The sequence below is a fragment of the Burkholderia sp. LK4 genome (assembly GCF_001043615.1).
In the GTDB taxonomy this organism is placed as follows: domain Bacteria; phylum Pseudomonadota; class Gammaproteobacteria; order Burkholderiales; family Burkholderiaceae; genus Burkholderia; species Burkholderia cepacia.
Genome location: NZ_LDUL01000040.1, coordinates 37,263 through 52,784 on the forward strand (window position 1 = coordinate 37,263; position 15,522 = coordinate 52,784).

Annotated in this window: 10 protein-coding genes; 4 read left to right on the forward strand and 6 right to left on the reverse strand. The window is 66.8% G+C overall.

The features are described from left to right. The first annotated feature begins 104 nt into the window (after positions 1-104). From VK92_RS20720 to VK92_RS20735, 4 genes are all read left to right on the forward strand, one after another. A complete protein-coding gene (locus VK92_RS20720) occupies positions 105-950 on the forward strand; it encodes a M15 family metallopeptidase (RefSeq protein ID WP_021161809.1) in 846 nt (281 codons plus the stop codon). A 301-nt stretch (positions 951-1,251) separates the two neighbouring features. Continuing rightward, complete coding sequence (gene tssM / locus VK92_RS20725; protein ID WP_048023626.1) at positions 1,252-5,196, forward strand: type VI secretion system membrane subunit TssM; 3,945 nt, start codon at positions 1,252-1,254, stop codon at positions 5,194-5,196. Beyond that, complete coding sequence (gene tagF, locus VK92_RS20730) at positions 5,193-6,182, forward strand: type VI secretion system-associated protein TagF (RefSeq protein WP_021161811.1); 990 nt, start codon at positions 5,193-5,195, stop codon at positions 6,180-6,182. Before tssM ends, tagF begins: the two co-directional genes overlap by 4 nt. A gap of 4 nt (positions 6,183-6,186) precedes the next feature. Next, on the forward strand, positions 6,187-7,116 hold the full coding sequence (locus tag VK92_RS20735) for an OmpA family protein (protein WP_048023628.1): 930 nt from the start codon (positions 6,187-6,189) through the stop codon (positions 7,114-7,116). A gap of 85 nt (positions 7,117-7,201) precedes the next feature. Here the strand turns inward: VK92_RS20735 and tssA are convergent, their stop codons facing one another. The 6 genes from tssA to VK92_RS20765 all read right to left on the reverse strand — a co-directional run bounded on the left by tssA (position 7,202) and on the right by VK92_RS20765 (position 15,465). Then, entirely contained in the window at positions 7,202-8,323 is a 1,122-nt protein-coding gene (tssA, locus tag VK92_RS20740) for a type VI secretion system protein TssA (protein ID WP_021161813.1), read from the reverse strand. Positions 8,324-8,362: 39 nt separating this feature from the next. Next, a complete protein-coding gene (gene tssH / locus VK92_RS20745) occupies positions 8,363-11,032 on the reverse strand; it encodes a type VI secretion system ATPase TssH (protein ID WP_048023629.1) in 2,670 nt (889 codons plus the stop codon). Positions 11,033-11,436: 404 nt separating this feature from the next. Further along, on the reverse strand, positions 11,437-12,537 hold the full coding sequence (gene tssG / locus VK92_RS20750; RefSeq protein ID WP_048023630.1) for a type VI secretion system baseplate subunit TssG: 1,101 nt from the start codon (positions 12,535-12,537) through the stop codon (positions 11,437-11,439). Continuing rightward, entirely contained in the window at positions 12,501-14,336 is a 1,836-nt protein-coding gene (gene tssF / locus VK92_RS20755; protein ID WP_021161817.1) for a type VI secretion system baseplate subunit TssF, read from the reverse strand. The genes tssG and tssF overlap by 37 nt, the downstream gene beginning before the upstream one ends. Positions 14,337-14,413: 77 nt before the next feature. After that, positions 14,414-14,899, reverse strand: a complete 486-nt coding sequence (gene tssE, locus VK92_RS20760; RefSeq protein ID WP_021161818.1) for a type VI secretion system baseplate subunit TssE — start codon at positions 14,897-14,899, stop codon at positions 14,414-14,416. A gap of 62 nt (positions 14,900-14,961) precedes the next feature. Then, the gene (locus tag VK92_RS20765; protein ID WP_006477093.1) at positions 14,962-15,465 is read right to left on the reverse strand and encodes an Hcp family type VI secretion system effector; all 504 of its coding nucleotides are present in this window, start codon (positions 15,463-15,465) and stop codon (positions 14,962-14,964) included. Positions 15,466-15,522: the final 57 nt, after the last annotated feature.

The following is a 15,522-nucleotide window of genomic DNA, read 5'->3' on the forward strand; positions in this document are numbered from 1 at the left end:
CCTGGTTTAATTCACCGCGATAATATAGCCCGGCCTCTCGAAGCAGCCTGATTCTAAGAGCAAGCATTGCAAAACACAATCAATTCCAATTTCCGGGGATTTCGTTGATTGCCGTCGCACTCGTCGCCTATTTCGCCCTTGCCGTAGCAGTTGCGGCACTGTTGCTTTTACCGGGTATCCGCGCGACCGTTTTCGAATCCGTCGCCCAGTTTCACGGCCGTCTTACACGCCGTGCGAACGATCGCGCCGCGCGTACGCGAAGTCAGATTGTTAAATCGGCAAGCGTTACGCGCGGCGCTTTAAACGATGTGCAAAATTTACTGGTTCGACGGCGCTTGATGATTATGGTATCGGCAGGTATTCTTGCGACGCCGCCATTGGTCGCCATTGCGTTACGCGGCCGGCAATTGTTCCAGTACGACGACACGGCGCGCGTGCCCGACGAGAAGATCGCCGCCCTGCTGCAGGGCGAACAGCTCGTACCGCCCCCGCCGCTGCCGCCGGAAGTCTTCGCCACCAAGGAAGTCGAACAGGTACGTCCGGCGCTGAAGGATGCAAGCCGCGACTGGAACCTGCTGGATCCGGATTTCCGTACTCGTTTGCTGCTGGTCTACAAGATCATGCACGAACAATATGGATATGAAATGGCGTTGCTGGAAGGTTACCGGAGCCCGGAACGGCAGAACCGGCTGGCGGCAATGGGCGGCAACGTGACCAACGCGGCGGCCTTCCAGAGTTATCACCAATTCGGGCTGGCGGCCGACAACGCATTCCTGCGCGACGGCAAGCTGGTCATTTCCGAGAAAGATCCGTGGGCGATGCGCGGCTACCAGTTGTACGGCCAGGTCGCCGAACAGGTTGGCCTGACCTGGGGGGGCCGCTGGAAAATGATGGATCTCGGGCACGTGGAATACCATAAACCCGGTTTTAAACTGGGACGCGGCAGCTAGCCAGGGCTGCCGGACAGGAAATAATGAGGGCGGCATGGGGCTTTTTAATATCCCGGCAGGAAACGATATGGGCGGCGCAAAAAATCATGCATTCCGGTGCGCGATTTTTTCCGGCCGCCGCTTCCGTTTTAAATCTCACAGCGTCCTTTCGTTAATGCGCGCGCCTTCTCCGATGCCGCGGGCGCATTGATGCCAGCCCCCTTCATCCCGTTTGACAGCATGGCGACACATCGCGGCGCCACCCTTGCCGCTCGACGCGCCTGCGTCGCCTCACCGAATCGCACCGGAACCTGAACGTCCTATGCAACGCATCCTCAACGTGCTGACTCATCCGCGTACGCTCTCGATCGTCGGGATCGTCGCGCTAGCGGCCATCCTCTTCATCGTCGCCGACATGCTCCAGCTGCCGCTCCTGTGGGCGGCAATCGCGTTCGCGGCGATCCTCGCGCTGTGGCTCGTCGTCGCGCTGTGGCGCCGCTGGCGCGTGAAGCGCGCGAACCAGCAGCTCGGCCAGGTGCTGGAGGAGCAGGCGGAAACCGGCAAGATCGCCGCGCCCGCCGCCGCCGCGCTCGCCCCCGACGCGAAGACGGCCGATCTCGACGTGCTGCGCACGCGGCTGTCGGACGCGGTGAAGACGATCAAGACGTCGAAGATCGGCCAGGTGTCGGGCGGCTCCGCGCTGTACGAACTGCCGTGGTACATCGTCATCGGCAACCCGGCCGCGGGCAAGAGCAGCGCCGTGCTCAATTCCGGCCTGCAGTTCCCGTTCGCGGACAAGAACAGCGCGGTGATCCACGGCATCGGCGGCACGCGTAACTGCGACTGGTTCTTCACGACCGAAGGGATCCTGCTCGACACGGCCGGCCGTTATTCGGTGCATGAGGAAGATCGCAGCGAATGGCTCGGCTTCCTCGGCCTGCTCAAGCGCTATCGCCCGAAGGCGCCGATCAACGGCATCATCGTCACCGCGAGCATCGCCGAACTCACCGGCAACCGCCCCGAATTCGCGATCAACCTCGCGAAAAACCTCCGCCAGCGCGTCCAGGAGCTGACGGAGAAGCTCGAGGTGTTCGCACCGGTCTACGTGATGTTCACGAAGGCCGACCTGATCACCGGCTTCACCGAATTCTTCAGCAGCAGCGACAAGCACGAGTACGACCGCGTGTGGGGCGCCACCCTGCCCTACGAGCCCGACGACAAGCGCGACGTAGTCGCGCAGTTCGACACGCACTTCGAGGAACTGTACGAAGGGCTGAAGGAAATCAGCGTCGCGCAGCTGTCGCTGTCGCGCGGCAACCAGCTGTCGCCGGGCCAGCTGAGCTTCCCGCTCGAATTCTCGACGATCAAGCCGTCGCTGCGCGCGTTCCTCGCGACGCTGTTCGAGAACAACCCGTTCCAGTACAAGCCGATCTTCCGCGGCTTCTACTTCACCAGCGCATTGCAGGAAGGCGAAACCAACAGCGCGGCCGCGCAGCGCATCGCGCAGCGCTTCGGCCTCGACGGCAGCGCGCTGCCGAAGCCGCACAGCGCGTTCTCGAAGAACGGCTTCTTCCTGCGCGACCTGTTCTCGAAGGTGATCTTCGCGGACCGCCAGACGGTGCGGCAGTTCGCGAGCCCGACCAAGACCCGGTTGCGCTACGCGACCTTCTTCGGCTTCGTCGCGGCGCTCGCGCTCGCGCTGGGCGGCTGGACCTGGTCGACGATCGGCAACCAGCAGCTCGTCGCGAACGTGCAGGCCGACCTCGACAACGTCACGCGCCTGCAGCAGGGCCGCAACGACCTGCAGTCGCGCCTGCAGGCGATGGACATCCTCGAGGACCGGATCGAGCAGCTCGAGCAGTTCCGCCGCGACAAGCCGGTCTCGGTGTCGCTCGGCCTGTACCAGGGCGACCGTCTCGAGCAGCACCTGCTGACCGAGTATTACAACGGCGTGCGCCAGATCCTGCTGGCCCCCGTGTCGCAGAATCTCGCGTCGTTCATGAAGGACGTGAACGCGCACCCCGAGCAGCTCGTGCCGATGACGCGCCCGCCCGAATCGGGCGCCGTGCAGGGTGGCGCGATTCCGGTCTCGACGAACGCGGCAGGCGCCGCGCCGCAGGCCGGTGCCGCACTGGCCGCGTCCGGCACCGCGCCGGCCGCAGCGCAACAGCCGGCCGCTCCGCAGGGCGGCCTCTACAGCGACGCGTCGCCGACCAACGTGCAGGACGCGTACAACGCGCTCAAGACGTACCTCATGCTGTCCGACAAGCGTCACGTCGAGCAGGCGCACCTGACCGACCAGCTCGCCCGCTTCTGGCGCGGATGGCTCGAGACGAATCGCGGCAACATGCCGCGCGACGAGATGATCAAGAGCGCGGAGCGCATGATCTCGTTCTACCTGTCGCGCGTGAACGACGACGACTGGCCGATGATCGACGCGAACCTCGCGCTCGTCGACCAGACCCGCGAGAACCTGCGCCGCGTCGTACGCGGCATGCCGGCCCGCCAGCGCGTGTACGAGGAAATCAAGGCACGCGCGTCGACCCGCTTCGCGCCGATGACCATCGCGCGCATCGTCGGCGACGGCAACCAGGGGCTCGTGGCAGGCAGCTACGCGATTCCGGGCACGTTCACGCGTGAAGCGTGGTTCGACTACGTGCAGCCGGCGATCCGCGACGCGGCGACCAAGGAACTGCAGGCGAAGGACTGGGTGCTGAACACGTCGACGCAGGACGACCTGACGCTCGAGGGCAGCCCCGAGCAGATCCAGAAGACGCTCGTCGGCATGTACAAGACCGAGTATGCGCAGCACTGGCAGAAGTTCATGCAGGGCATCGCCGTGCAGGGCTTCAGCAGCTTCGGCCAGGCCGTCGACGGGATGAACCGCCTCGGCGACCCGCAGGATTCGCCGATCCGCAAGATCCTCGAGACCGCGTACGACCAGACGTCATGGGACAACCCGTCGCTCGCGAACGTGACGATCAAGAAGGCGCAGACGGGTGTCGTGAACTGGGTCAAGCAACTGTTCTCGCGCTCGCCGGCCGGCCAGGTGGCGGCCGCCAACATCGACATCAACGGCAATCCGGCCGAGGTGCCGATGGGTCCGATCGGCCAGGAATTCATCGGGCTCGCGCGGATCGTCGCGGTGCATGACGGCACGTCGATGCTCAAGGGCTACATGGAGTCGCTGTCGAAGGTCCGCACGCGCTTCAACGTGATCAAGAACCAGGGCGACCCGGGCCCGGGCGCGCGCCAGCTGATGCAGCAGACGCTCGACGGCAACGGTTCGGAACTCGCCGATTCGCTGAAGCTCGTCGACGAACAGATGCTGACCGGCCTCACCGATTCGCAACGCAAGTCGCTGCGTCCGCTGCTCGTGCGGCCGCTGATGCAGGCGTTCGCGGTCGTGATCCAGCCGGCCAGCGCCGAAGTCAACAAGGTGTGGAACGCGCAGGTCTACCAGCCGTTCCAGAACTCGCTCGCGACGAAGTACCCGTTCGCGGCGAGCGCGAAGGTCGAGGCCGGCGCCGGTGAAATCGCGCAGGTGTTCGGTCCGGACGGCTCGATCGCGAAGTTCGTCGGCACGACGCTCGGGCCGCTCGCGGTGCGCCGCGGCGATACCCTCGCCGCCCGCACGTGGGGCGACATGGGCATCGGCCTCACGCCGGACTTCACGAACGGCTTCGCGCGCTGGGTCGCGCCGCTCGCGGGCGGTGCGGCAGGCGGCGCGGCCGCGTCGTCCGAGCCGCAGACGGTGTTCCAGATCCTGCCGCAGCCGAGCACGGGCACGACGGAATACACGATCGCGATCGACGGCCAGCAACTGCGCTACCGCAACACGCCGCCGCAGTGGACCAACTTCGTGTGGCCGAACCCGCAGGGCTCGCCGGGCGCGACGCTGTCCGCGACGACCTTCGACGGCCGCACGGTGCAGCTCGTCAACGAGCCGGGCCGCTACGGCCTCGAGAAGCTGATCAACTCGGCGCAACGCAAGCGCCGTCCGGACGGCACCTTCGACCTGACGTGGGCGCAGGGCAGCGTGAACGTGTCGGTGACGATGCGCATCATCAGCACGTCGCAACCGTCCGGCGGCGGGGGCAGCGACCAGCCGCAGCAGCAGAGCCTGCGCGGCCTGCAGCTGCCGTCGTCGGTCGCCGACGCGAGCGCGGGCGCCGCGCAGAACGCGACCCAGTCCGGCACGGGTACGCCGGCCGCAGCGCCGGCCGTCGCGGCCGCCAACGCAACGAATGCACAGGGGGCGCAATGACGCAAACCGTACAGGCGCAAATCGCCTACTTCGGCAAGATCCCGTCGCGCGGCGACTTCGTGAAGAGCCCGCACAATCCGCAGTTGCTGCAGACGCTCGATCGCTGGATCGCGCAGGCGCTCGAACTGCTCGCGGAAGATCCGCGCTGGAAGCTCGTCTACGAGGATGCGAAGCCGATGCATTTCGCGTTCCTCGGCTCGCGCAGCAAGCTCGCGATCGCGGGCCACATGGTCGCGAGCCACGACGTGTCGATGCGCCGCTTCCCGTTCCTCGGCGCAACGGCGCTCGAGGTCGACCGGCCGCTCGCGTTCCTCGCGCGCAGCCCGCTGGCGTTCGCGCGGCTGTGGTCGCGCGTCGCCACGCAGATCCCGCCGCTGCTGGGCAAGGACGAGCCGCCCGGCGCGCTGCAGGCGCTCGGCGACACGCAGGTGCCGATCGACGTCGGCGGCCCCGGCACGTCGCATGACGGCACCTTCAACGATTTCGTCGAACACCAGTCGCTGTACGGCCTCCAGGAGATGCTGCTCGACAGCGGTCATCCCGTGCGGCTGCGCGGCGCGATGCTCGCGCTCGGCTCGCTGCTGCGGCCGGTGATGCAGAGCGGCTCGTCGCACATCGAGCGCGGCCTCACGCTGCCGCTGCCGGTCGATCCGTTCTACCGCAGCCTCGTCGCCGCGTTCTGGCTCGAACTGATCGCGCCGTTCGTCGCGCAGGCCGACTTCGAGCTCGCGATCTTCATCGGCACGATCGCCGAACGCGAACGGCTCATCATCGGCTTCAACGGCGCGTCGGCCAAGACGCTGCTGAGCGTCGTCGACCCGCAGACCTACGCCGCCCACAACATCGACATCGACGATCCCGAGTGGATCGACGCCCATGCGCAAAACGATCACCAGATCAGCAAGCTCGTCAGCTACCTCGAACAACCGCAACTCTCGCTGCGCGTCGCCATCGACGCGTTCCGTGAAGCGTTCATCGGAGGCTGACGGGATGCATCGCATGAATCACGTCCTCGCCGCCCTCTTCGCCTCCGGCCTGTTCATCGGCAGCGGCACGGCCTTCGCGCAGAACACGGGCGCGACGGTCACGCCGGTCGGCAACGGCACGGTCGCGACGACCGCGCTGCCCGCGAACCCCGGTGCCGCACCGGGGACGGCGTCAGGCGCCGTCGTGCACGGCACGGCCGGCACCGCGAGCACCATCACGCCGCCGCCCGCGGCCGCGACACCCGGCCAGGTGGTCGTCGGCGGCAAGGTGCCCGACGAGGCGACCAAGGCCGCCGTGCTGCAGAAGCTGCGCGACACCTACGGCGCGACGAACGTCGTCGACCAGATCGAGGTCGGCGACGTCGCAACGCCGCCGAACTGGAGCGCAAACGTGCAGAAGCTGCTCGGCGCGCAGCTCAAGCAGATCAGCAAGGGGCAGCTGAAGATCAACGGCACGCAGATCGAGATGAAGGGCGAGGTGCACAACGAAGCGCAGCGCCAGCAGCTCGCGAGCGACATGGCGAACACGCTGAACCCGACGTATACGATCAGGAACGGGCTGCGCGTATCGGCATCCGAACAGGGCGTGCTCGACCAGACGCTCGCGAACCGGACGATCGAGTTCGAGACGGGCAGCGCGACGCTCACGCCGCAGGGCAAGCTGATCCTCGACCAGATGGCGGCCGCGCTCGCGAAGATGCAGAACCGCACGGTCGACATCATCGGCCACACCGACAACTCGGGGAACCGCACGTCGAACATCGCGCTCAGCCAGGCGCGCGCGGATGCGGTGAAGGGTTACCTGATCACGAAGAGCATCCCGCCGCAGCAGATGACGACGACGGGTGTCGGGCCGGATCAGCCGATCGCGCCGAACGATACGGCAGACGGGCGGGCGCGGAACCGACGGATCGAGTTCCGGGTGGGGCAGTAAGCGTAGAGGGATGTCACGGGCCGCTTCGTGCGAAGCGGCCCGGCAGGCGACGGGCGGCGGCAGCGATGCGCCGCCCGTTTCGCGTTTACGACTGCTCGTCCGGCCTCACGCCCAGCAGTTCGCGAATATGCGACAGCGAGCCGTCGTCCTTCACGACGCTCTCGAGCCACTTGTGCAGCGGCATGTCGGCCCATTCGGCCGCCTTGTCGGCGAGATACGCGACCGGGCTGTGCGGCTCGGTCTGGCGGAAATAGCGGGCGACCGCGCGCAGCTGGTCGACGGCCTGCGCACGGTTCTGGATGCCGGCGATCATCTGCGTCACCGGGGCGCGCGGAACGGGCTGCGGCTGCACGTGAGTCTCCTCGGTCTGAATCGGATTGCCGAACACCGGCTCGATGCGCTCGGGTTGCGCCTGCGGTGCCGACTGTGTGTGCGGCGCGCTGCCCGTATAACCCTGCTCGCGCGCAAAGCGCTCGGCGAGGCGGTACACGGTCTCGAACGCGTCGCGCGCCTGCCGGAAGCTCGGCGCCGAATCGCCCGCGCGCTCGACGAGCCGCTCCTCGAACGCATCGAGCGCGAATTCGAACGCCTTCAGGTTCGCGAGCAGCGCCGTGTAGAACGCGATCGACGTCACGCGCCGCGACGAATCGATCTGCTCGATCGACGGCTTGCCGCGTGCGATGTCGTCCGCGTGTTCGGGGTCACGCTTGATGGCCTGCGCGACGTGCTGCGCCACTTCCCAGTCGAGCGTGCTGAACGCGTTCGACGCGCCGTCCGTCAACGGCACCGCGCGCAGCAGCTCGGCCGTGCGGCCGGACAGCCATGCGACGTTGCCGAGCCGGTGCTCGATGTCGTCGTCTTCGGGCAGCGGGTGGAAGGTGTCCCAGAAGTCGCGGCACAGGCCCTCGAGCAGCGCATAACCTTCGGTGAGGCCGGTGATGCCGTCCTCGAGCGCGAGCGCCTCGGTCAGCCACACGGCGAGCCGCAGGTCCTTCGTGCGCGTGCGCAGCAGCTCGCCTGCGTGATCGACGACGAAGCCCCAGTCGGCCTCCTTGATCTCGGTCACCCATTCGCCCTGGTCGAGCGTCGGATCGTCGTAGCGCCGCGCGTCCTGGATCGCGTCGAATTCGTTCGAAAACAGCAGGTCGTCGCCGCTGGGCGACGCATCGCTGATCGGCGTCAGCAGCTCGGGGAGATTGATCGGCATGGTTTCAGTTCATCAATGCTGGGTGATGCGCGGCCGCGCTCATTCGACGGTGTACGTGAATTCGCCGGCCTCGTCCGCGTGCACCGCGATGCGCGCGATGGCCGCGCCGTCGGCGATCCGGCCGAGCACGTGGCCCGCGATCTCCGGCAGCAGCGTACCGTTCAGGATATGGTCGACGTTGCGGGCGCCCGAATCGACTTCGGTGCAGCGCGCGAGCACCGCGTCGACAAGCGACTCGTCCCATTCGAACGCCGCCTTGTGGTTCGCCTCGATCCGGCGGCGGATCCGCTCGAGCTTCAGCTCGATGATCTCGGCCAGCACGTCGTCGGAAATCGGGTAGTACGGCACGACCTTCATCCGCCCGAGGAACGCGGGCTTGAACGTCTTGTACAGCTGCGGGCGCAGCGTCTCGGCAAGGGCATCCGGATCGGGCAGTTCCTCGGCCGGCTTGTTCAGGCACGCCTGCATCACCGCGGCGGAACCGACGTTCGACGTCAGGATGATCAGCGTGTTGCGGAAGTCGATCTCGCGCCCTTCCGCATCGTCCATCGCGCCCTTGTCGAACACCTGGAAGAACATCTCGAGCACGTCGGGGTGCGCCTTCTCGACCTCGTCGAGCAGCACGACCGAATACGGGTTGCGGCGCACCGCCTCGGTCAGCACGCCGCCTTCACCGTAGCCGACGTAGCCCGGCGGCGAGCCCTTCAGGCCCGATACGCTGTGCGCTTCCTGGTACTCGCTCATGTTGATCGTGACCATCTTGCGCTCGCCGCCGTACAGGATGTCGGCCAGCGCGAGTGCCGTCTCGGTCTTGCCGACACCCGACGGCCCGACGAACATGAACACGCCGCGCGGCTTGTTCGGATCCTCGAGGTTCGCGGTCGCGGTGCGCACGCGCTGCGCGATCGCGTCGAGCGCATGGTCCTGGCCGATCACGCGCGCGGTGAGCAGCGGCTGCAGGTTCAGCACGGTGTCGATCTCGTCCTTCACCATCCGGCCGAGCGGAATGCCCGTCCACGCGGCGACGATCTCGGCGACGACATGGCCGTCGACCTGCAGCGGCACCATCGGCTCGCCGCCCTGCAGCGCGTGCAGCGCCGCGACGCGCTCGGCGAGCTTGTCGCGGGTCGCCTGCACATCGACCGGCTGGCCGTCTTCCGATGGGCCGCGTGCCTTGTCGAGCGTATCGCGCAGCTCGGTGATCTCGGCGACGATCACGCGCTCGGCTTCATAACGCGCTTCGTCCTTCGCCAGTTGTTCGAGCGCCGTGTCGCGTGCGCCGCGCAGCTCGCCGAGCCGCTCATCATGCGCCGCGCCGCCGGCCGCCTCGCGCTCCAGCGACGCGATTTCCGCGTCGATCCGTTCGATGCGCTTCTTCGTGTCGTCGATCGCCGCCGGCGTCGCGCTGTGCGCGAGCGCGACCTTCGCGCACGCGGTGTCGAGCACGCTGATCGCCTTGTCCGGCAGCTGGCGGCCGCTGATGTAGCGGTGCGACAGACGCACGGCCTCGGTGATCGCATCGTCGAGGATCCGCACGTTGAAGTGCTTTTCCATCAGGCCGGACATCCCGCGCAGCATCGCGGCCGCGAGCGGCTCGCTCGGCTCCTCGACCTTCACGACCTGGAAGCGCCGCGCAAGCGCCGCGTCCTTCTCGAAGTACTTTTTGTATTCGCTCCACGTCGTCGCGGCGATCGTGCGCAGCTCGCCGCGCGCGAGCGCCGGCTTCAGCAGGTTCGCCGCGTCGTTCTGGCCGGCCTGGCCGCCCGCGCCGATGATCGTATGCGCCTCGTCGATGAACAGGATGATCGGGTGCGCGCTCTTCTTCACCTCGTCGATCACGCTCTTCAGGCGATTCTCGAACTCGCCCTTCACGCTCGCGCCGGCCTGCAGCAGCCCCATGTCGAGCACGTGCAGCGCGACGCCGCGCAACGGCGGCGGCACGTCGTCGGCCGCGATGCGCAGCGCGAGGCCCTCGACGACCGCCGTTTTGCCGACGCCGGCCTCGCCGGTCATGATCGGGTTGTTCTGGCGGCGACGCATCAGGATGTCGATCGCCTGGCGGATCTCGGCTTCGCGGCCGATCACCGGATCGATCTTGCCGTCGCGTGCGCGCTGCGTGAGGTTGGTCGTGTACGTGTCGAGCGCGGGCGTCTTCGACGGACCCGCCGCGGGCGCCGCGCCGTCGGCTGCCGGCGCGAGGCCGCCGTCTTCCGTATCGCCCTGGCGCGGTTCGGCCTCGCTCGATCCGGCCATGATTTCGTCGAACTTGTGCTTCAGGTCCGTCACGTTCACTTCCGCGAACTGCGACGACATCCGCTGCGCGAACTGCGCGAGATCCGGCGCGGTCAGCAGCGCGAGCAACAGGTGCCCGGAACGGATGCGGCCGAGCTGCGAATCGAGCGACGCGATCAGCCACGCCTGCTCGAACAGCGCGATCAGGTGCACGGAGAACACAGGCGTGCGCGTGTTGCCGGTCTTCAGGCGCGTCAGTTCGCGCTCCAGATCGGCGCGCAGCGCATGCGGATCGACACGGCTCGCGCGCAGCGCGAGCGGCAGGTCGCCCGCCGGCTCCTCGAGCAACGCGAGGAACAGGTGCTCCAGATCGACTTCGTAGTGGCCGCGCGCCAGGCACGCGCTCGCCGCACGCTCGGTCGCGTGGCGGCACAGCGGGTTCAGTTTCGTGATCAGGGTCTTCAGAGGCGTGCTCATGGCGTCGATCTCAGGTTCGATTGCGTGTTTGTTGTTAGGGTCTGTTTACATATGGAACGCGCATGCGTTGCCACGAGAACGGCCGCTCGCGAGGCGCGCGACGACCAACGGAAGTCCCCGTGGGACGCCGCGAATACTGACGTATTCGCAAGGAGCGCAACGCGGCGAGCGGCCGTTCTCGTGGCAACCCCAAATCAAAAAATTCATATCACGGGAATGCCCGAAATCGCCCGCATGGCGGCGTCGCTCGTCCCTTGTCCCCCAAGGGGACTTCCTGCGGGGCGTTTGGCTCGGCCAAACGGCGCTCCTCACTTCTTGCCTGCGCCCCGTTAGGAAGTCCCCTTGGGGGACGAGCGATTTCGGGCATTCGCATGCGCGTTCCATATGTAAACAGACCCTTGGAATCAGTGAATCACGTGCAGTTCGTAACGCGCGTCGGAGCGATCCTCGAGCGCGTCTCGCGTGCACAGGAACGCGTCCCAGCCGAGCCGCGAGCCGGCGCCGAGCACGCTCGCACCGACCTCGGTGCGCTTGAGCACGAGCTTCACCTCGTATTCGAGCGTGACGCCGGCCAGCAGCGTCAGCATCCGCTCCAGTGCGATGGCCTGCGCGCCGCCGGGCAGGAACGCCTCGTAGTCGCGCTTGGACAGCGGGCCGACGACGATCCGCGCGCGCATGTCGCGCTGCCATACGCGTTCGCCGACGAGCGCCGTCGCGCCGAGCACCGCGTTGACCTCGCCGAGCACGCTCAGCTGGTCGGGCGGCACGTCGTACCACTTGCCGACGAACTGGTCGATCTTCACCGGCACGCGGAAATAGTCCGACAGCGTGCGCTGCAGGTATGCGGCCGACATCGGCCGGTGCCGCGCGGCCAGCGCATAACCGGCAACGGCCTCGTCGAGCACGCCGCCCACGCCGGCCGCGAGGCTGTCGCGCACTTCGTCGCTCGGCACGCCCGCGATCGCGAGCAGCAGCGGCAGATAACGTTCGTCGCGATCGAGCTCGTAATGGAACGGCAGCCGGTATTTCTTCCACGCGGCATAGAACAGCGCGGTCGCGCGGTTCGAGAACACGTCGAAGAATGCGCGCGCCGCGTGGTCGCGCTTCAGGTGCTCGCGCGCGATGATCTGCTCGGTGTAATGCAGCGGCAGCGCGCCCTGCCCGCCCAGCAGCCCGAAGAACGCGGGCGTCAGCTCGACGTGGCCGAGCTCGCCGGCCGCGAGCGCGGCGCCGCGCTGCTCGTCCGTCTTCAGTTGCGTGCCGTCGCCGTCGAACGAGCGCGCGCCTTCGATCTCGCTCGGCGGAAAACCGAGCGACAGCGTGTTGCGGAATTCGATGCGCTGCGCGACCACGTCGCCCTGCCGCCACGCGCCGGGCGCATCCGACGCCTGCCGCGCGAACAGCCCTTCGAGCACGCGCACGGCCTGGAAGAACTCGAAGCGGTGCGGTTCGTCGAGCAGCGCGTCGACTACGCCAGGATCGATTCGCCGGTCCGGGGCTTGCATCGGATGATCTCCTCGCCGGTGCGCTTCGACACGACGACTAGTTGAACGAAACTGTTGAGGTGGACGTACAGCCCGAAGAAGCTGTCGAGCACGCGCACGAACGAGGCCAGGCTCGCGCCGACGAAGTGCTCCTCGTCGATCGTCAGGCGGATCTCGATGCCGCGCACGAAGGTCGCGAACGGCTTGCCGGGCAGCCACTGCACGGCGCCGCGCTGCTCGACGCCGGCGAGGCCGTCGATCTGGCGCATCGACACGGCGGTGCGCCGCAGGTCGTACAGCGTCAGCATTTCCTTCAGCGGCGCGAGGCCGTGCGCGACCAGCGACACGTGATTGAGCGCGAGGTGCGACACGAGCCGCCAGTGCGCGGCGCGACCGCGCTCGAAGCGCACGCTCTGCGTCGGGCGGCGCAGCATCGAGATGCCGCTCGTCTGCGCGCCGCCTTCCTGGAACAGGTCGCCGCCTTCGAGCCCGAACGCGAGCATGGCCGGCAGGTCGCGGTTCGTGCAGGTGAGGTCGAGGCTCAGCGTGTCGGTCTGCGGCGACGTCGGCTCGAAATCGATGTCGACGATCGAGATTTCGGTTTCATAACCGGGGCTCTTCTGGGCGACCCAGTCGTTGCGGCGCGCGAACCAGTAATGGCCGATCCGCGCCGATTCGCCGTGATGCAGCGAGTAGAACGGCCGGAATTCGATCACCGATTCCTCGTGTGCCTGCTGCCTGACGAGCTTCACCGAATCGATCGAGTACACCTCGTACGCGAACGCGCGCCGCGCCTCGGCGATCACCGGGTAGGACACCGCGCGGTGCGTGATGCGGATCGGCTCGCCGTGCTGGCGGAACAGGTTGACGATCGGCGTGCAGAACAGCCGGAAGTGGCTCGCCGTCAGCAGCTCGAGCAGCCGCGCGACGTGCGAATCGCTGCGCACGTCCTGCAGCACGAGGTGCAGCGTCGCCCGCTGGCAGCGGCCCGTCGCGCGCGCGATCGCCGCGATGTCGAAGTCGACGAAATCGAACTTGTCGGGGAACGCGAAGTATTCGGTGAGCAGGCGATACGCGGGATGCGATTTCGCCGGGTAGTCGATCAGCGCGTCGTCCTCGTCGAAGCCGGCGTGCGCGATCGGCAGCTTGCGCAACGCGGTCCAGCGGCCGTTGCGTTCAGGCTCGACATACGCGCCGAGCACGTTGACGAACAGGCAGTCGGTCAGCGCGGCGACGAACGACTGCTCGCCGTGCAGGTGCGCGCGCAGCGTCGGCAGCTTCAGCGCACCGAGATCGAGCTGCGCGGCGAGCGACTCGAACGTGATCGAGATCACGCCCGTCGCGTTCGACGGCAGCACCGTCGCGCTCGGCGCGAGCGCGACCGGCGTGTAGCGCGCTTCCGAGATGCGGATCGGCGCGAGCGTCACGTCATAGGCGGTGCGGAACCGGCACTGCACGCCGCGGATCGGGCGGCTCTTCAGCTCGGTCCCGCGATCGATCACGACCGGCTCGGTCTGCTGGCCGGGCGAGGCCGGCGTGAACTGCGCGATCGAGCACGACGGGAACGGCCGCAGGTAGTGCGGATAGAGCACTTCCAGCAGCGCTTCGGTGAATTCGGGGTAATCGTCGTCGAGCTTCTTGTTGATGCGCGCGCCGAGCAGCGCGAACGACTCGATCATCCGCTCGACGTGAGGGTCCTCGCAATGCTCGCCGGACAGCGCGAGCCGCGCCGCGATCTTCGGATAACGTTCGGCGAAATCTCGCGAATAGCGCCGCAAAAACGATAATTCGCGCTCGTAATACGGCAGCAATTCTTCCATCGACGACCCCGAACCTCAATATTTCCTGCCGGACCCTGAACCATCACCGGGCGGTCCGGCCCGCTCGGCGGCTTGATTTACTGCATTCTGGCGGCGCGTGCGCGCGTGACCGAATACTGCAGCGTCGACGGCTGCAGCATCGCGTCGAAACTCACCGGCTCCTCGGCCGGGTGCACGACAAGCAGCGCCTGGATCGCGAAATAAAGCGCGTTGGTGGCCTGCTCGTTCAGCTCGAACGTCACCTGCACCTGCTGCAGGCGCGGCTCGTGGCGCGCGATGGCCTGCTGGATCGACTTGCAGATGAACGCGCGGTCGTAGTGACTCGCCAGGCTCAGCCCTGCAAAATCGTTCAGCCCGTAGGTCAGCACCGACTTCTGGCACTCCGGCAGCGTGGCCAGCTCGTTCTCGGTGTGGGCGATACGGGTGTTGAGGATCGCCTCGACGTCGCGGGCGACCGTGTTCTTGAGCTCGTCCAGCGACAATTGCCGCATCGCTGCCGAGGCCGGCAGGTGCGGTTCGTCGTCGAACAGCTTGTCGAGAAAACTGGGTTCGAATCGTTTCATCGGCCGGTACTTACAGCGAAAACGGCAACGGGACGCCGAGCGCCCCGCTGCCGCAACCGACCTTAGACCGCGTAGGTCTTGTCGTTCTTCGTCAGACTCCAGGCGCCTTGCGTGTTGCCGCCCTGGTTGCCGCCGATCTTCTGCTGGGTTTGCTTCCACTGCACGGCTGCGTACTTCAGCGAGAACGTCTCGAGCGGCAGACCTTCCTCGCGAACGCTCGGGGCGATGCTCGAGATGATCACGTACTTGAGCTTGACTTCCAGATACTGCACGCGCTTGCCTTCACCGTCAGCGCGCGAGAAATGAACCGTCACCTCGTCGAACGTGGTACCGCCCGAAGCGTGTTGGTACAGCAGCGGGCTCGACGAATCGATTTCCTTCGTGAAAATCATGTCGCCGTGCTCGCAACGCGTCATCGTGTGACCGCCAGCGGTCGATGCGGTTGCCGAACGCGGCTGAACGATCGAGTGATCCCACGATTTCAGTTCGATCCAGCCCTGGTGGTCCTTGTCCGCGGACTCGCCCTTCACCGCGGGACTACCAAACTGCAAGTGCATATGTAACATGGCCCTTCGACTCCCCAAAGAGGTGGTTTTAACGTCCTACCCAGGCGGCCCGCCCGG